The sequence below is a fragment of the Mycolicibacterium psychrotolerans genome (assembly GCF_010729305.1).
Lineage (GTDB): Bacteria > Actinomycetota > Actinomycetes > Mycobacteriales > Mycobacteriaceae > Mycobacterium > Mycobacterium psychrotolerans.
Map to the genome: position 1 here is coordinate 2028406 of NZ_AP022574.1, position 16921 is coordinate 2045326.

The following is a 16921-nucleotide window of genomic DNA, read 5'->3' on the forward strand; positions in this document are numbered from 1 at the left end:
GAGCCGACCTGATCGACCAACCAACCGGTAGGTTAGCGGTTACCGGCGGTAGCACGTCAACCCCTCACCGCCCTCGAGTGTGTCGCGCCGCCGGCGCTGTCGCCGGAGTTTGGAGCCCGTCCAGCTCACCGGCTATCCTGGTGACCAATTGCCAGGGCTCGGCAGGTCCGCCGCCCGCAGGCAGTGTCCCGGACACCCCGATAGATGGAGAGCTCGATAATGGCTGTGCCGAAGCGCAGGATGTCGCGCGCGAACACCCGTAGCCGGCGCGCGCAGTGGAAGGCCACCCGCACCGAACTCGTCGGCGTCACCGTCGCAGGTCAGCAGCACAAGGTGCCGCGGCGTCTGCTCAAGGCGGCCCGGCTCGGCCTGATCGACCTCGACCGCCGCTAACCGCGACGCCGCGTAGCGCAAACGCTCAGGGTCATCGCGGCGCGCCTCTCAGGACCTTCTCAGACACGGGGTTGAGACTGTGGCGGTGCGGATACTTGTCGTCGACGACGATCGCGCGGTGCGCGAATCCCTGCGCCGCTCCCTCTCCTTCAACGGATACTCGGTCGAACTGGCGCAGGACGGCCGTGAGGCGCTCGATCGGATCGCCAGCGACCGCCCCGATGCGGTGGTCCTCGATGTGATGATGCCGCGCCTCGACGGGCTCGAGGTGTGCCGTCAGCTTCGCAGCACCGGCGATGACCTGCCGATACTGGTGCTGACGGCCCGTGACTCGGTGTCCGAGCGGGTCGCCGGACTCGACGCGGGCGCCGACGACTACCTGCCAAAGCCGTTCGCGCTCGAGGAGTTGCTGGCTCGCATGCGGGCGCTGCTGCGCCGCACCGGCCCCGAGGACGCGAGCGAGTCGGCCGCGATGACCTTCGCCGATCTGTCCCTCGACCCGGTCACCCGCGAGGTCACCCGCGGCGAGCGGTCCATCAGCCTCACCCGCACCGAGTTCGCTTTGCTGGAGATGCTGATCGCCAACCCGCGACGGGTGCTGACGCGCAGTCGCATTCTCGAAGAGGTGTGGGGCTTCGACTTCCCGACATCGGGCAACGCACTCGAGGTCTACGTCGGCTACCTGCGACGCAAGACCGAGGCGGAGGGGGAGCCGCGCCTCATCCACACCGTGCGCGGTGTGGGTTACGTGCTGCGCGAGACCCCACCCTGATGCAGCCGCACCCGGATGCCGCGTGGCCGGGTCAGCCGCCACCGCTGCAACCGGCGGGCAGCTCGGTGTCCCTGCGATGGCGGGTGATGCTCCTGGCGATGTCGATGGTGCTGATGGCAGTGGTGCTGATGGGCGTGGCCGTCTACGCGGTGGTCTCGCGGGCGCTCTACGACGACATCGACACGCAGTTGATGGGGCGTGCGCAACTGCTGATGGACAGCGGGGCGTTGCAGATCGATCCTGGCAAGGCCATCGAGGGAACGGCCTACTCGGAGATGAACGCGATGCTGGTGATTCCCGGCCGTGCGGGGTACCAGACCTCGAACAAAGTCCCGATCGGAGCGCCCGAGAAAGACGTGATCGCCGGCGATCTCGCGATGTCGCGGCGCACCGTCAGTCATCAGCGGGTGCTTGCCCTGCATTTCACGAACGGGTCCTCGCTGCTGCTCTCGAAGAGCCTCGCCCCGACCGGGGAGGTGCTCAAGCGCACCAGCAACGTTCTTCTCGTGGTCGGTGGCATCGGGGTGGCGATCGCCGCGATTGCCGGCGGGATGGTGGCCAGCGCCGGACTGCGACCCGTCGGCCGGCTCACCCAGGCAGCCGAACGCGTGGCTCGCACCGACGATCTCCGGCCGATACCGGTGGTCGGGCACGACGAACTCGCCCGACTCACCGAGGCTTTCAACATGATGCTGCGTGCCCTGGCCGAATCTCGGGAGAGGCAGGCCAGATTGGTCACCGACGCAGGTCATGAACTGCGCACCCCGCTGACGTCGCTGCGCACCAACGTCGAACTGCTGATGGCTTCGATGAAGCCGGGCGCCCCGCGAATCCCGGAAGAGGAGATGGCCGACCTGAAGACCGATGTGATGGGGCAGATCGAGGAGTTGTCCACTCTGGTCGGCGATCTCGTCGATCTGACCCGCGAGGACGCCGGCCGGGTGGTGCACGAGACGGTGGAGATGGCCGAGATCATCGACCGCTCACTGGAGCGGGTTCGGCGGCGCCGCAACGACATCGAGTTCGACGTCTCGATCACGCCGTGGCAGGTCTACGGCGACGCCGGGGGGCTGGGCCGCGCGGTACTCAACCTGCTCGACAACGCGGCCAAGTGGAGTCCTGCAGGCGGCCGCGTCGGCGTGCGGCTTTCGCAGATCGACCCGGGACACGCCGCGCTCGTCGTCTCCGACATGGGTCCCGGAATCCCGCCGCACGAACGCGATCTGGTGTTCGAGCGGTTCTACCGGTCCGATGCGGCGCGGGCGATGCCGGGGTCCGGCCTGGGCCTGGCCATCGTCGCGCAGGTGATCTCCAAGCACGGCGGCACCCTGACCGTGACCGACACCGTGCCGGGCGGTCAGCCGCCGGGCACCTCGATGCACGTCGTGCTGCCCGGACGCCCATCGCCGCCCTCCGACGCGACACGCGGGGACCGATCCTCGCGGTGACGCGCGCCGCCAGCCACGATGGTGAATGCATGACAGGCGGAACTCTGTGGGTGTACCGATCGATCTCTCAGGGCATTCTCAGTACGTCTGGGCACTGTAGGACCCACCCCGTTCGTTGTAGACACAACAGACCTACTCGAGGAAGACACCGCAGCGACATGACCAACCACCCGAGGTACTCACCGGCTCCGCAGCCGGGTCACCAGCCCGGAATGCAGGGCCAGGTGCCGCAAGGACAGGTCGGCCCGCAGCGCTCCGGATCCTATGAGCAGCAGAGCGGCTGGGACTGGCGGTACGCGACCGAGCAGCAGCGGCAGGCCTACCGGTCGCCGTACGACCCCTACCCGGGCGCGCCCATGCCGGGCCAGTACCCGCAGCCCGGTATGCCGCCCGCCGCCCCGCAACCGCGAAAGCGTTCGCGCGCAGCCGGATTGGCGGTAGGCGCGGTGGCCATCGCCATCGTCTCCGCGGGCGTCGGTGGCGGCGTCGCGACACTGGTACACCCCGACCACCGGGTGGGCATCAGCGCGTCGGGCGCGGCGCCGAGCGTGCCCGCCGCCAGCGTGCCTGCGGGTTCGGTCGAGCAGGTCGCCGCGAAGGTGGTGCCCAGCGTCGTCAAGCTCGAGGTGAACGAGGGCCGGCAGTCCGAGGAGGGATCCGGGGTCATCCTGTCCACCGACGGGCTCATCCTGACCAACAACCACGTGGTCGCCGCCGCGGCCGGAACGCCCGGCGGTCCCGCCGGTCCGGAGACCAAGGTGACGTTCTCCGACGGCAAGACCGCGGCGTTCGACATCGTGGGCACCGATCCCGGCAGCGACATCGCGGTGGTGCGCGCCAAGAATGTCTCGGGGCTGACACCGATTGCGATCGGGTCGTCGGCGAGTCTGCGCGTCGGGCAGGACGTCGTCGCGATCGGATCGCCCCTCGGGCTGGAGGGCACCGTCACCACGGGCATCATCAGCGCGCTCAACCGTCCGGTCGCCGCAGGGGGCGACGCGCAGAACCAGAACACGGTGCTCGACGCCATTCAGACCGACGCCGCGATCAACCCCGGCAACTCCGGCGGGGCGCTGGTCAACATGAACGGCGAACTGGTCGGCATCAACTCGGCGATCGCCACGATGGGCGCCGACGCCGGCGCCGCGCAGGGCGGCTCGATCGGTCTGGGCTTCGCGATCCCGGTCGACCAGGCCAAGCGGATCGCCGACGAGCTGATCCAGACCGGCAGCGCGTCGCGCGCATCGCTGGGCGTGCAGGTCGGCAACAACGCCGGCGGCGACGGAGCCAAGATCGTCGAGGTCACCGCCGGCGGTGCGGCGTCGGCGGCGGGGCTGCCCGCCGGTGTCGTGGTGACGAAGCTCGACGACCGGGTCATCGACAGCGCCGACGCGCTCGTCGCCGCCGTCCGCTCCAAGGCACCGGGGGACAAGGTGTCGCTGACCTTCCTGGATCAGGCCGGTAAGCCGCAAACCGTCGACGTCACGCTCGGCAAGGCGGCCCAGTGAGGACGGCGCCGGGTCGCTCCCGACCGACCCTGCTGGTGGCTGCGCCGTTGTCCGTGCCGGGTTATACGGTTGACCCCATGGAACAGCCGCACACGTTGCTCGGCCGGGCGCTCGTCGTCGTCGTCGACGACCGCACCGCCCACGGGGACGAAGAGGATCACAGCGGGCCGCTGGTCAGCGAGTTGCTCGGCGAGGCCGGCTTCGTCGTCGACGGCGTGATCGTGGTGTCCTCCGACGAGGTCGAGATCCGCAATGCGCTCAACACCGCGGTGATCGGCGGCGTCGACCTGGTGGTGTCGGTCGGCGGGACCGGGGTCACGCCGCGCGACGTCACCCCCGAGGCCACCCGCGACCTGCTCGACCGCGAGCTGCTGGGGATCGCCGAGGCGGTGCGTGCGTCCGGGCTCGCGGCCGGCACGGCCGACGCCGGTCTGTCCCGCGGACTCGCCGGTATCTCGGGCAGCACGCTGGTGGTGAACCTCGCGGGTTCGCGCGCCGCGGTGCGCGACGGCATGGCCACCCTCGGACCGCTCGCCGCGCACATCATCGCGCAGCTATCCAGTTTGGAGATCTAAGCGCCGTGGACTGGCAGCGGCTGGTCCCAACGCGGGCCGGCAGGGCATCCCCGCCGGCCCGCGTCGTCGTGTCGGCGGCACGCGCGCAACCTGCACTGTTACAGGCAGGTGAACAGACGTCGTCATCGGACTGTGATCTTCGTCACACAGGATCGGATCGATGACTGAACCGACCCGCCCGACGCGCGATACAGTTAACAAGATCTTCGGGAATCCCTTGCCTGAGACCCCTATTGACGAACGCGACCCGCAATCGCCGGACGATGATTCCGAGCGCGACCGCTGGTTGCGGGACAACGTCCCACCGCATCACGGCTGACCTGTAGGTTCGTCACAGGCCCATTTCAGGAAACTGCTGTAACAGCGGCCACACCAGACGCGAAGACCTTCATGCGGGGTCAAGATCAGCGACGGTTTTCATCGGCCCGTCCCCGTCGTCGCGAGGAGGGGGCCTTGGACCTGCGGGGAATCGTCAGCAAACGTCGCATGCGTTGTGCCCTCCATGACACCACCGGGGCGTACGCGTTGCCGGTCGGATGCCTCCTCGTTATGTTCCTCGTGTCATCGAGATGAGTGATTCGTAAGAACGACATGTGGAGTTTTTAATTCCATTCACATGAAGTTCTTGCGAGGTGTGTGGTGTAGCAGTACGGCCAGGCACGGGCTATCGGTGCCCCGGCAGGGGACCCGTTCTACTGAGCAAGGGAGAACATGAAGGCAATCAGTCGGGTGCTGATCGCGATGGTTGCGGCCATCGCGGCGATGTTCGTGAGCACTGGCACCTCTCACGCAGGGCTGGACAATGAGCTGAGCCTGGTCGACGGCCAGGGTCGGACGCTGACGATCCAGCAGTGGGACACGTTCCTCAACGGCGTGTTCCCGCTCGACCGCAACCGGCTGACCCGCGAGTGGTTCCACTCGGGCAAGGCCATGTACAACGTGGCCGGCGAGGGCGCCGACGACTTCGAGGGCACGCTGGAGCTGGGTTACCAGATCGGCTTCCCGTGGTCGCTGGGCGTGGGCATCAACTTCAGCTACACCACCCCCAACATCGCGTTCGACGCCCAGGACTTCGTCAGCCCCGAGTTCGGCGTCGATCTCTTCCCCGGCATCTCCACGCCGCCGTTGTTCCCGGGCGCGTCGATCTCGGCTGATCTGGGCAACGGCCCGGGCATCCAGGAGGTCGCCACCTTCACCGTGGACGTGGCCGGCCCGAGCGGTGCTGTCGCGGTGTCCAATGCGCACGGTACGGTGACCGGCGCGGCCGGTGGCGTGCTGCTACGCCCCTACGCGCGGCTGATCTCCTCGTCGGGTGACAGCGTCACCACGTATGGCGAGCCGTGGAACATGAACTGATCCGTACGGCATCCACGAGGTTCGTAGTGCCGGTCGGTGAGACCGGCACTACGTTCTCCTCATCCCACTCTTTCGAAGGATCACCATGAAGACAATCACTCGGGTGCTGATCGCGATGGTTGCGGCCGTCGCGGCGATGTTCGTGAGCACTGGCACCTCTCACGCAGGGCTGGACAATGAGCTGAGCCTGGTCGACGGCCAGGGTCGGACGCTGACGATCCAGCAGTGGGACACGTTCCTCAACGGCGTGTTCCCGCTCGACCGCAACCGGCTGACCCGCGAGTGGTTCCACTCGGGCAAGGCCATGTACAACGTGGCCGGCGAGGGCGCCGACGACTTCGAGGGCACGCTGGAGCTGGGTTACCAGATCGGCTTCCCGTGGTCGCTGGGCGTGGGCATCAACTTCAGCTACACCACCCCCAACATCGCGTTCGACGGAGTGGATTTTGTCACGCCTACCAGTGTCGACCTTATTCCCGCCATCTCCACGCCGCCGTTGTTCCCCGGAGTGTCGATCTCGGCTGATCTGGGCAACGGCCCGGGCATCCAGGAAGTCGCGACGTTCACCGTGGACGTGGCGGGTCCCAGCGGTGCTGTCGCGGTGTCCAATGCTCATGGCACGGTGACCGGTGCGGCCGGCGGTGTGCTGCTGCGTCCGTACGCGCGGTTGATCTCGTCGTCGGGTGACAGCGTCACCACCTACGGCGAACCGTGGAACATGAACTGACACAACCTCTTCGATACGAGAACGGCCTCTGACTCCGGTCAGGGGCCGTTTCTCGTTGCGCCTCCCTCACGCATCACCATGGGCACATGGTGCGCGCTCCCTGTGTCCAGGCTGTCAATCGGTTACGAAAGTGCTTGTGAGGCAAGCGGTACGCCGCTACCCCTGCTTATGTTCCTTCTGTCAACGATGAGCGAATCGTGAGAACGACATGTGGGTTCTCTCATTTTCCCCACATGTGGCTCCTGCGAGATGCGGTGACAGATCGCCAGGCATGAACAACTCGGTTCCCCGACCCGGGGTCGCCGTTTCACAAAGCAAGGGGAGACATGAAAGCAATCAGTCGGGTGCTGCTTGCGATGGTTGCGGCCATCGCGGCGTTGTTCATGAGCGCTGGCACCTCTCATGCAGGGTTGGACAATGAGCTGAGCCTGGTCGACGGCAAGGGCCGCACGCTGACCATCCAGCAGTGGGACACCTTCCTCAACGGGGTGTTCCCCCTCGACCGCAACCGGTTGACCCGCGAGTGGTTCCACTCCGGCAAGGCGGTGTACAACGTCGCCGGTGACGGCGCCAAGGACTTCGCGGGCACCCTGGAGCTGGGCTACCAGATCGGGTTCCCGTGGTCACTGGGTGTGGGGATAAACTTCAGCTACACCACTCCGAACATCGCGCTCGACGCGCAGGACTTCTTCAGTCCCGTGACGGGATTTGACCCCATCCCCGGCATCTCGACCCCACCTCTGTTCCCCGGCGTGTCGATCTCCGCCGACCTCGGCAACGGCCCCGGCATTCAGGAAGTCGCCACGTTCTCGGTGGACGTCGAAGGCGACCACGGCGCGGTGGCGGTCTCCAACGCGCACGGCACCGTGACCGGTGCGGCCGGCGGTGTGCTGTTGCGGCCCTACGCCCGGCTCATCTCCAAGGACGGTGACAGCGTCACCACCTATGGCGAGCCGTGGAACATGAACTGACGGACGGGTCAGCCACAGGAAACCCCAAGGTGAAAGGGATGATTCTCAACAGCGGACTAGCTGCGCGCGAGTCGCTGAACACTGGTAATCTTGCGCCAGGAAGCTTCACCCACATCAGAGAGAAGGGACGGCCGGTGGCCGAGTACGGTACTTCCGTTTCCGCGCGGTTGGCGAAGCCGATCGCAATGGGGCTGAGCGGTCTTGCCGCTGCCGCCGCCCTCATGACGATCGGTGTCGGCACTGCCAGCGCCGATGACATGTCCGCTGATCCCTCGACGCCGGGCAACGGCCGCGAGGCCGACGGCGCGGTCCGCTCGCCCGACGTGTCCAACGGCTCGTCCGGTGTCTTCGCCCAGGGCGAGGTGCGCACGTCCGGCTTCGGCGAGGCGCTCGCCTCCCAGGGCGGAGAGGTTCGCACCTCGACGCGTGGCGTCCCCGGCACGAAGGCATGGGTGTTCTCCGGCGCGGCCGGCGACATCAGCGCCTGCGTGTACGACGGCCCGTGGTGCGCGAACTGGATGGCGATCCCGTTCGACATCAACAACCCCTGATCAACGTTCAGACAAGGAAGCCCCCGGCGAGAGCCGGGGGCTTTCTTGGTTGTCCGAACCGTCACTCGCGGTCGGCGCTGGTGTGCGCGGCGGTATCCGGGCTCGGTCCGGTCCCGGGCCCGCTCACGTGCTTGCCCGACGAGTCGCCGGTGTTGTCCCGCAGCAGATTGCGGATCTCGGTGAGGATGGCCAGTTCGGTGTCCTGCGCCTGCTCGACTTCGCCTCGCTCCCGAAGCTTCTTGTAGGGCAGCACGATCACGAAGTAGACGACCGCCGCGACGATGACGAAGTTGATGAGCGCCGAGAGCACCGCATTGAAGTCGACGAATTGGTCTCCGCCGAGCGGAATCTTGAGGATCCCGTACTCCTTGTCGGGGCTGGCGCCGATGCGGTCGATCAGCGGTTGGATGACGCTCTTGGTGAAGGCCGTCACGAGTGCGGTGAACGCGGTGCCGATGACCACCGCGACCGAAAGGTCGATCACGTTGCCGCGGGCGAGGAACTCCTTGAAACCCTTCAGCATCGAAAGGTCCTCTCAGTTGAAGTGTGCTGCTGTCAGGGAGCTACGTTAGCCGTTTCTGCCAGCCGCCGTTGAGATACTGCCACCGGAATTATTGGCTTGACCTGCGGGTTTGACCTATCAGATCGAACGAGATCGCCGACATCTGAAAAGCGGGACAGCGAAATGACGAACTTCACCTTCACCGCCGCCGCAGCTGCCGCGCTGACCGCAGCAACGCTCGGACTGGCCGCGCCCGCCCTGGCCGCACCGACTGTCGTGACCGCCGAGGACACGATCACTCAACTCGAGGCCGAGGGCAACCGTGTCGTGGTGACCCGGCAGTCGAGCACGCCGCTCGACGAGGCGACCGTGGTCAACCTGACGACCGGCCCCGACATCTGGAAGAGGGTGTGGGACAACAACTTCGACGATCAGCACCTGACCCGCACCGGCAACGTCATCTACCTCACGGTGAAGTGAGCGCGCTCAGTGCAGCGTCAGGGTGACGGCCTGTACCAGGGCGGCCCCGGCTACCGTCTTCGCCGCCGCAGCCGGCAAGGCCACCAGCACAACGCGATTGCCGCCCTGCGCGGCGATCCCGGTGGCTTTCGCCGACACCAGCACCACGACGGCGTCGGTCGCCATCACCCGCGCCTGGGACTCGGCGTCGGCGGAGGCGGGTGCGGACACCACATCGACGATGTCACCGGGGCGGAGAAGATCGAGCAGCGCGGCATCGGCGAGGGGCAGTGCGACGATGCGCGCATCCGGGCCCGCGGCGGACTCGGCCAGCCGCGGGCCGAGTAGGCGCACATCGGTCAGCGTCTCACCCCGGCGGGCGGGGCCTGCCAGCGTGCTTCCGACCACCGTGTCGACACTTCGCTGTGCGCCATCGGGAACCGTTGTCGCCGACAGAGTTTCGAGACGGACGTCTTCGGCGGTCAGTTCGGCGCCGGGCGACAGATCCCGGTTGGCGACCACGACCTCGACCCGATCGGCACGCGGGTCATCGCGCCACGCTGCCGCAGCCGCGAGGAACACGAGCGCGCCGGCCAAGACGCGGCGGGCGGCCACCGTGCGCGTCCAGTCGGGCCGGAGGACACGGGCCAGCCGGTGCAGCGGCGTGGGATTCAGCGATGCGGCCACACGGCCACGCTAAGGCCGGTGTGCCGTCGCGGTCAGCAGCGTTTCCGGCGCCTGTGGATAACGGGTCAGCTGGACGCGGCGGCGGCCGGCGCGGCGGGGGTACTCGACGAACTGGACGAGCTCGAGCTGTCCGACGACGTCGACGAAGACGAGGACGAGGACGATGACGACTCCGCGCTGGTGCTGGACTTGCCGTTGGAGCTCGAGGACGTGCTCGGACTCTTGCTGGCCTCGCGGCTGTCGGTTCGGTAGAAACCGCTGCCCTTGAAGACCACGCCGACCTTGCCGAACACCTTGCGCAAGCGGCCGGTGCACTGCGGGCACTCGGTCAGCGAGTCGTCGGTGAAGGCCTGCACCACGTCGAACTTGTTGTCGCACTCGGTGCACGCATACGAATAGGTGGGCACAGAAACCTCCGAGGTCGCATAACTACTTAGCACTCTACCGGCTCAAGTGCTAGAACCGCCAGCGGGCTCCGGTCATTCCCCGGCCATGATTCACCGCGGTCGATCCACCGCGACCACGCCGCGCTCCGGCGTGACGGCGTGCGTCATCGGAACGTCGTGGGGGTCGGCCGGCAGCTGCGCGACGAGCTCCTCGTCGCGCACGACCGCGATCAGCGCGGCGGCGGGGTCCGCGAGCCGCAGCGTGCGGTCGTAGAACCCGGCGCCACGGCCCAGACGCGCCCCGCGCACATCGACGGCGAGTGCGGGCACCAGCACCACGGTCGCGTCGGTCATCGCCTCGGGCGGTAGGTGTGGAGGTGGCGGCTCCTGCAGACCGAATGGCGCCGCCACCAGCGTGTCCGGCCGGTACCGCCCCCACTGCAGCGGCCGCGGCCCCTCGACCGGGTCCTCGCGGGCCACGGGGAGCAGCACGGTCACGTCGCGCAGGACGAGCTCGTCGAGCAGGCCCCGCGAACCCGGTTCGGTCCCGACGGGTACGTAGGCGCACACGGTCGCGCCGGACGGGATCCACGCGAGCAGATGGCGCGTCAGCGCCGCCGCTTCGGCGGCACGCGACGCGGGCGTCGACGCCCGGCGCGCGGCCAGGATTCTGGCACGTACCTGTGATTTCGTCTGTTGCACTGCGTAGCCTTCCGCGTGCCGGGTAAGGAGAGAGCAACTGAACCCGAGAGGTTAGTGTGTGAACGATGAATCGGCCTGAAGTTCCCATTCCGCACACCGCGGTGGTTCCCGCTGCGGGGCTGGGAACGCGTTTCCTGCCTGCCACCAAGACTGTGCCCAAGGAGCTGCTGCCGGTCGTCGACACGCCCGGCATCGAGCTGGTGGCCGCCGAGGCCGCCGAGGCCGGCGCCGAGCGGTTGATCATCATCACCTCCGAAGGCAAGGACAGCGTCGTCGCCCACTTCGTCGAGGACCTGGTACTCGAGGGCACCCTCGAGGCCCGCGGCAAGAAGACCATGCTGGAGAAGGTGCGCCGGGCGCCCGAGTTGATCAAGGTCGAATCTGTCGTACAGGCCGAGCCGCTCGGTCTCGGGCATGCGATCAGCTGCGTGGAGGCCAGCCTCGCCCCCGACGAGGACGCGATCGCGGTGCTGCTGCCCGATGATCTCGTTCTGCCCACCGGGGTACTGGAGGTCATGTCGAAGGTGCGCGCCAAGCGCGGCGGGTCGGTGCTGTGCGCCATCGAGGTCGACCGCGAGGACATCAGTGCCTACGGCGTGTTCGACGTCGAGACCGTGCCCGACGCCGCCAATCCCAACGTCTTGCGGGTCAAGGGCATGGTCGAGAAGCCCAAAGCGGAGGATGCGCCGTCGCCGTACGCGGCGGCCGGGCGCTATGTGCTCGACCGGGCCATCTTCGACGCGCTGAGGCGGACGCCGCGCGGCGCCGGCGGCGAGATCCAGCTGACCGACGCGATCGCCCTGCTGATCGAGGAGGGCCATCCGGTGCACGTGGTGGTCCACCGCGGATCTCGACACGATCTGGGAAATCCCGGAGGCTACCTGAAGGCTGCGGTTGACTTTGCGTTGGAGCGAGACGACTACGGGCCCGAATTACGCCGCTGGTTGGTCGAGCGGCTGGGGCTCGGTCCGGACACGACCGAGCACTAGCGGCCACCGATCGCGCGCGTCTTCTGCGGAGCGCGTAGGCGCTCAACAGAAGAAAGGCATGCTGTGCGTTCGGTGGAGGAGCAGCAGGCTCGGGTAGCCGCGGCCGCGGTGGCTCCGCGGCCGGTTCGGGTGGCGATCGCCGAGGCCCAGGGATTGATGTGTGCCGAGGAAGTGGTCACCGAGCGACCGCTTCCCGGATTCGACCAGGCCGCGATCGACGGCTACGCGGTGCGCAGCGTCGACGTCCTGGGCATCAACGGCGGCGCCGACGGCGAGGACGGCGAGGAGCCCGAGAACCGGGACATCAGCCTGCCGGTGATGGGGCTGATCGAGGCAGGCTCGCGGACCCCGAGCCGGCTGCAGCCGCGGCAGGCGGCGCGCGTGCAGACCGGCGCCCCGATGCCGACCCTGGCTGATGCCGTGCTGCCGCTGCGGTGGACCGACGGCGGCGAATCCCGGGTGCGGGTGCTGCGCGGCGTCCGGTCGGGCGCCTACGTGCGTCGCACCGGCGACGATGTGCAACCCGGTGACGTCGCCGTGCGGGCCGGCGCCATCATCGGTCCGGCGCAGGTCGGCCTATTGGCCGCGGTGGGCCGGGAGCGGGTGCTGGTCCATCCGCGCCCGCGGCTGTCGGTGATGTGCGTGGGGGGCGAGCTCGTGGACATCTCCCGCACACCCGGCAACGGTCAGGTCTACGACGTCAACTCCTACGCGCTGGCCGCCGCCGGGCGCGACGCCGGCGCCGAGGTCAATCGCGTCGGCATCGTGCCGACCGATCCTGCTCAGCTGCGTGAAGTGGTCGAAGGTCAGCTCAGCCGGTCGGAGGCCGTCGTCATCGCGGGTGCGGTTGGAGGCGCGGCCGCCGAAGGGGTGCGCGCGGTGCTGTCCCAGTTGGGCGACATGGAGGTGACCCGCATCGCCATGCACCCCGGTTCGGTGCAGGGCTTCGGTCAACTCGGTCCCGACGGTGTCCCGGTGTTCCTGCTGCCGGCCAATCCGGTCAGCGCGCTGGTGGTGTTCGAGGTGATGGTGCGTCCGCTTCTGCGGCTCTCCCTCGGCAAGCGCCAACCCATGCGGCGCATCGTGCAGGCGCGCGCACTGTCGCCGATCACCTCGGTGGTGGGTCGCAAGGGCTATCTGCGGGGACAGCTGATGCGTGACCAGGACACCGGTGAGTACCTGGTGCAGGCGCTCGGCGGCGCGCCCGGCGCGTCGTCGCATCTACTGGCGACGCTCGCCGAGGCAAACTGCCTGGTGGTCGTTCCCGGCGACGCTGAACAGATCCGCACCGGCGAGGTCGTCGACGTCGCATTCCTGGCTCAGCGCGGCTGAGCGCGAACTGCAGCACCGTGATGAATCTCCTGGGGTCCCGTTCCCAGCACCCGGGCTGGCCGCAGCCCGTCGGTCCGCTGCGGGTGGCGGCGGGCGTGGTACGGCTGCGTCCGGTTCGGTTGCGCGACGCCGCGCAGTGGAGCCGGATCCGGCTGGCCGACCGGGATCACCTCGAACCCTGGGAACCCTCGACCGATCTGGATTGGCAGCTGCGCCACGCCGTTTCGTCGTGGCCGTCGGTCTGTTCGGGGCTGCGTGCCGAGGCCCGCAAGGGCCGCATGCTGCCGTACGTGATCGAGGTCGACGGGCAGTTCGCCGGCCAGCTCACGATCGGCAACGTGACCCACGGCGCGCTGCGATCGGCCTGGATCGGCTACTGGGTGGCCAGCGAGTTGATCGGGGGCGGCATCGCCACCGCGGCGCTGGCGCTCGGCCTGGACCACTGTTTCGGCCCGGTGATGCTGCATCGCGTCGAAGCGACGGTGCGCCCGGAGAACGCGCCGAGCCGTGCGGTCCTGGCAAAGGCCGGCTTCCGTGAGGAGGGCCTGTTGAAGCGCTACCTCGAGGTCGATGGTGCGTGGCGGGATCACTTGCTGGTGGCCGTGACGATCGAGGAGATCAACGGGTCGGTGACGTCGGCGCTGGTGCGCGCGGGCCACGCGTCGTGGGCGTGATCGCCGCTTTGCGGCGCCCGCTGTTGCAGATGTGACACGTGTGACGTTTGGTGCTTGTATTCAGCGAATTACAGGTGTGTAATTGTCACGGCGCGCCGCTCACGGATGCGCTGGTCGAACAGACCTAGCCTGATGGGGAAAGGAGCAGGCGCCATGCCAAGCATCCCCCAATCTCTCCTCTGGATCTCCCTTGTCGTGCTCTGGCTCTTCGTGCTGGTGCCGATGCTCATCAGCAAGCGCGATGCGGTGCGCCGCACCAGCGACGTCGCGCTGGCCACGCGTGTGCTCAACAGTGGCGCCGGCGCCCGGTTGCGCCGTCGCGGCGGCCCGGCCGCGGGTCACCGCAGCGATCCCGACTGGCAGCCGTCCGGGGACGGTGGCGACGTCGCCGACGAGGAGCCGGGCCGTTCGGTGGTGATGGTGGCCACCGCCACCCGCGACGCCGACGAGCCCGACTACCTCGACGTGGACGTCGTCGAGGATTCCGGCGCCCTGCCCGCCTCCGGGGAGGCCGCTGACGAGCCCGTCGTGGTTGCCGAATCCGCCCAGCCCACACTCGATTTCGACACCGAGGACGACCTCGACGATGCCGAGGAGCTCTCGTCGGCCGATGACGACGACGATGTCGACGACTACGCCTACGACGACGACCAGTCGGACGGGGACGAACCCGAGGACGGGGATCTCCGCGTCGCGGACTCTCTCACCGAGGCGCGCCGGCGTCGTCGCGAGTCGGCCACCGCCGCCGCGGTCACGGCCCGCAAGTACCGGTTCCGGGCACGCACACTGGCTGTGATGGCGGTGCTGATCCTCGCCAGCGGCGTGGCCGCGTTCACCTGGTCGGCGACGATGTGGTGGACCTGCGGCACTATCGGTGCGATCACCTTGCTCTACCTGGCCTACCTGCGCCGGCAGACCCGTATCGAAGAGCAGGTACGCCGCAGGCGGGCGCAGCGGCTCGCGCGCTCACGCCTCGGCGTGGAGAACACCGGCGACCGTGAGTTCGATGTGGTCCCAGCCCGGCTGCGCCGGCCCGGTGCCGCGGTCCTCGAGATCGACGACGAGGATCCTGAGTTCGAGCACCTCGATCGCGTCCGGTTCTCACGCCACTACGACCTGCCGCGAGCGGCCGGACAGTAGCCGCCGAGGCGATTTCGGCGGCCGACCCGGGGCTGGTAGCCTGCTACCGGTATCAGGGGCTATGGCGCAGTTGGTAGCGCGACTCGTTCGCATCGAGTAGGTCTGGGGTTCGATTCCCCATAGCTCCACTTTTCGCAGAGCCCGCTTCGACCATTGGTTGGGCGGGCTTTGTGTTTTCCGGGGCAGGCTGCGGGGTGCGCCGGCCCGGGCCGTCAGGCCGCTTGGTGGTCGGGTGGTGCGGGTCCGCCGGGTTCGTCGGCGTGGTCGTTGGTGGTGGCCGTACCGGGTTCGGGCTCGGCGATGTCGTTCCCGTCGGTGGATTCGCCTGGCGCAGCGGTGTTGTCGGGTTCATCGGGTGGGCGCAGGAGGGCTTCGGGGCGGTGGTAGGTGTTGACTCTCGTTTGGCCGGTGTCCAGGTGTGGTGGTGGGGTCCATTCGACTTCGGTGCGGGTGTTCATCGTGGTGGTCCAGCCGCCGTCTTTGACGCTGCGGTTGTCCGGTGGGCAGGCCAGGCCGAGGTCGTTGATGTTGGTGTTGCCGCCATCAGCCCAGTCGGTGGTCACATGATGGACCTGGGCGCCGTAGGCGCCGACGGTGCAGGACGGTTTGGTGCAGCCCCCGTCGCGGGCGATGAGCATGATCCGCTGCGCCGGAGAGGCGACCCGTCGGCTGCGGAACAAATCCAGCGCCGACCCGGTCGCCCCGTCGAACACGGCCAAATAATGGTTGGCGTGTCCGGCCATCCGGATGACGTCTTTGATGGGCAGGCGGGTGCCGCCGCCGGTGACGCCGATCCCGGCCCGGGATTCGAGGTCTTGCAGGGTGGTGCGGATGATCACCGCCACCGGTAACCGTTCAAGTGACCCACCTCGCCGCTCATCAGGGCGATCCGTCCGATGGCGAGCAGCGCGTCGTGTTGGCGTTGGGCCAGGCTGCGGTGATCGTTGTCGATCTGGGCCTGGGTGGGGGTGCCCGAGGTGCAGGGTTCGGGGTCGGCGGGGTTGCACATACCCGGGGCGGCGTATTTGGCGAACAGGACCTCGAACACCGCCCACGCCTCGGGCGTCAACCGGGCGGCCAGGTCGGTCATCGCATCGCGGCGCTGCTTGCCCTTCGTCACCCCACGCGTGCGGGCACGCTCGGTGTCATCGGGTGCGGGGCCGTCCTGATCGAGCAGAAACAACGTCAGATCGGCGGCGTTCTCGACGTCTTTGGGTCCGGCCCCGACCGCGGTGCGCACCAGGTCGACCTCGAACTGCTCCCGGGTCACCGCATCGACGAAACCGGGGAGTTTGTCGACGGCTTTGCGGATCACCTCGACATGCTCGGCGTTGATCAACCCCTGTTCCTGGGCGACCGCGACGGCCGGCAGGATCGGGGGCAGCGGCGGCCCGGTCACCGGCTGGCGCAGCGCCAGCAGGGCGGCGTCGCCCAGGCGGCGGTGCGCCTCGGCGGTGGTGATGCGCCACCGGATCGCCAGCACGTCTTTCCAGTTCTTGGCGCCCATCTGCTGCGGGGTGGTCTCGACCTGCAGCCGGGCCAGCAGCCGGTGCCGCAGCGCGGGCAGCCGGCACCACACGGTCTCCAGCTCGTCGAGCACCTCGACCAGCTCGGTGCCGGTGGCCAGGTCCGAGTCGCAGCCGGCCAGGGTGTCGACGGCATCCACCAGCGCCGCCACTGCGGCCTGCAGATCCGTCCCCGACATACTTCGAACATACATTCGACCACCGACAGAAACGGGCGAGGGGA

19 protein-coding genes, 1 tRNA gene and 1 pseudogene are annotated in these 16921 nt (G+C 68.2%); 16 read left to right on the top strand and 5 right to left on the bottom strand.

Features of this window, described 5'->3' with window-relative positions; translation table 11 throughout:
• Nucleotides 1-219 precede the first annotated feature (219 nt).
• The 10 genes from rpmF to G6N45_RS10045 all read left to right on the top strand — a co-directional run bounded on the left by rpmF (nt 220) and on the right by G6N45_RS10045 (nt 8301).
• The gene (gene rpmF / locus G6N45_RS10005; RefSeq protein WP_048420022.1) at nt 220-393 is read left to right on the top strand and encodes a 50S ribosomal protein L32; all 174 of its coding nucleotides are present in this window, start codon (nt 220-222) and stop codon (nt 391-393) included.
• Nucleotides 394-478: 85 nt separating this feature from the next.
• Nucleotides 479-1165, top strand: a complete 687-nt coding sequence (locus G6N45_RS10010) for a response regulator transcription factor (RefSeq protein ID WP_057148510.1) — start codon at nt 479-481, stop codon at nt 1163-1165.
• The gene (locus G6N45_RS10015; RefSeq protein ID WP_163721945.1) at nt 1165-2613 is read left to right on the top strand and encodes a HAMP domain-containing sensor histidine kinase; all 1449 of its coding nucleotides are present in this window, start codon (nt 1165-1167) and stop codon (nt 2611-2613) included. Before G6N45_RS10010 ends, G6N45_RS10015 begins: the two co-directional genes overlap by 1 nt.
• 158 nt (nt 2614-2771) lie before the next feature.
• Nucleotides 2772-4121, top strand: coding sequence for a S1C family serine protease (locus G6N45_RS10020; protein WP_163721946.1), 1350 nt, complete (start codon nt 2772-2774; stop codon nt 4119-4121).
• Nucleotides 4122-4150: 29 nt separating this feature from the next.
• A complete protein-coding gene (locus tag G6N45_RS10025) occupies nt 4151-4696 on the top strand; it encodes a MogA/MoaB family molybdenum cofactor biosynthesis protein (RefSeq protein ID WP_179965359.1) in 546 nt (181 codons plus the stop codon).
• 160 nt (nt 4697-4856) lie between these two features.
• Nucleotides 4857-5015 carry a hypothetical protein gene (locus G6N45_RS27675; RefSeq protein WP_170312434.1) on the top strand — a complete coding sequence of 53 codons (159 nt, stop codon included), beginning with the start codon at nt 4857-4859 and terminating at the stop codon, nt 5013-5015.
• A gap of 392 nt (nt 5016-5407) precedes the next feature.
• Complete coding sequence (locus G6N45_RS10030; RefSeq protein ID WP_163721948.1) at nt 5408-6052, top strand: porin MspA; 645 nt, start codon at nt 5408-5410, stop codon at nt 6050-6052.
• Between the two features lie 85 nt (nt 6053-6137).
• Entirely contained in the window at nt 6138-6779 is a 642-nt protein-coding gene (locus G6N45_RS10035; RefSeq protein ID WP_163721949.1) for a porin MspA, read from the top strand.
• 326 nt (nt 6780-7105) lie between these two features.
• Entirely contained in the window at nt 7106-7750 is a 645-nt protein-coding gene (locus tag G6N45_RS10040) for a porin MspA (protein ID WP_163721950.1), read from the top strand.
• A gap of 38 nt (nt 7751-7788) precedes the next feature.
• Complete coding sequence (locus tag G6N45_RS10045) at nt 7789-8301, top strand: hypothetical protein (RefSeq protein ID WP_246228936.1); 513 nt, start codon at nt 7789-7791, stop codon at nt 8299-8301.
• 61 nt (nt 8302-8362) lie between these two features.
• Here the strand turns inward: G6N45_RS10045 and mscL are convergent, their stop codons facing one another.
• Nucleotides 8363-8824 (bottom strand): large-conductance mechanosensitive channel protein MscL, encoded by a 462-nt coding sequence (gene mscL / locus G6N45_RS10050; protein WP_163721951.1) that lies wholly within the window; start codon nt 8822-8824, stop codon nt 8363-8365.
• Between the two features lie 162 nt (nt 8825-8986).
• On the opposite strand from mscL, the gene G6N45_RS10055 reads away from it, so the two are divergent.
• Entirely contained in the window at nt 8987-9283 is a 297-nt protein-coding gene (locus G6N45_RS10055) for a hypothetical protein (RefSeq protein WP_163721952.1), read from the top strand.
• Nucleotides 9284-9289: 6 nt separating this feature from the next.
• Here G6N45_RS10055 and G6N45_RS10060 read toward each other — a convergent pair whose 3' ends face one another.
• The 3 genes from G6N45_RS10060 to G6N45_RS10070 all read right to left on the bottom strand — a co-directional run bounded on the left by G6N45_RS10060 (nt 9290) and on the right by G6N45_RS10070 (nt 11037).
• A complete protein-coding gene (locus G6N45_RS10060; RefSeq protein WP_163721953.1) occupies nt 9290-9949 on the bottom strand; it encodes an SAF domain-containing protein in 660 nt (219 codons plus the stop codon).
• Nucleotides 9950-10014: 65 nt separating this feature from the next.
• On the bottom strand, nt 10015-10356 hold the full coding sequence (locus G6N45_RS10065) for an FmdB family zinc ribbon protein (RefSeq protein ID WP_163721954.1): 342 nt from the start codon (nt 10354-10356) through the stop codon (nt 10015-10017).
• Between the two features lie 90 nt (nt 10357-10446).
• Nucleotides 10447-11037, bottom strand: a complete 591-nt coding sequence (locus G6N45_RS10070) for a 5-formyltetrahydrofolate cyclo-ligase (protein WP_163721955.1) — start codon at nt 11035-11037, stop codon at nt 10447-10449.
• Between the two features lie 65 nt (nt 11038-11102).
• Between G6N45_RS10070 and G6N45_RS10075 the strand changes: the two genes are divergently transcribed.
• The 5 genes from G6N45_RS10075 to G6N45_RS10095 all read left to right on the top strand — a co-directional run bounded on the left by G6N45_RS10075 (nt 11103) and on the right by G6N45_RS10095 (nt 15300).
• Nucleotides 11103-12026 carry a UTP--glucose-1-phosphate uridylyltransferase gene (locus G6N45_RS10075; protein WP_057148437.1) on the top strand — a complete coding sequence of 308 codons (924 nt, stop codon included), beginning with the start codon at nt 11103-11105 and terminating at the stop codon, nt 12024-12026.
• A gap of 63 nt (nt 12027-12089) precedes the next feature.
• Nucleotides 12090-13358: a molybdotransferase-like divisome protein Glp gene (gene glp / locus G6N45_RS10080; RefSeq protein ID WP_163721956.1), complete on the top strand. Its 1269-nt coding sequence runs from the start codon at nt 12090-12092 to the stop codon at nt 13356-13358.
• A 20-nt stretch (nt 13359-13378) separates the two neighbouring features.
• Complete coding sequence (locus G6N45_RS10085) at nt 13379-14032, top strand: GNAT family N-acetyltransferase (protein ID WP_163728174.1); 654 nt, start codon at nt 13379-13381, stop codon at nt 14030-14032.
• Nucleotides 14033-14185: 153 nt separating this feature from the next.
• Complete coding sequence (gene sepX, locus G6N45_RS10090; protein ID WP_163721957.1) at nt 14186-15172, top strand: divisome protein SepX/GlpR; 987 nt, start codon at nt 14186-14188, stop codon at nt 15170-15172.
• A gap of 55 nt (nt 15173-15227) precedes the next feature.
• Nucleotides 15228-15300: transfer RNA gene (locus G6N45_RS10095), tRNA-Ala, on the top strand.
• A gap of 84 nt (nt 15301-15384) precedes the next feature.
• Here G6N45_RS10095 and G6N45_RS10100 read toward each other — a convergent pair.
• Nucleotides 15385-16892: pseudogene (locus G6N45_RS10100) on the bottom strand (HNH endonuclease signature motif containing protein).
• Between the last annotated feature and the right edge of the window lie 29 nt (nt 16893-16921).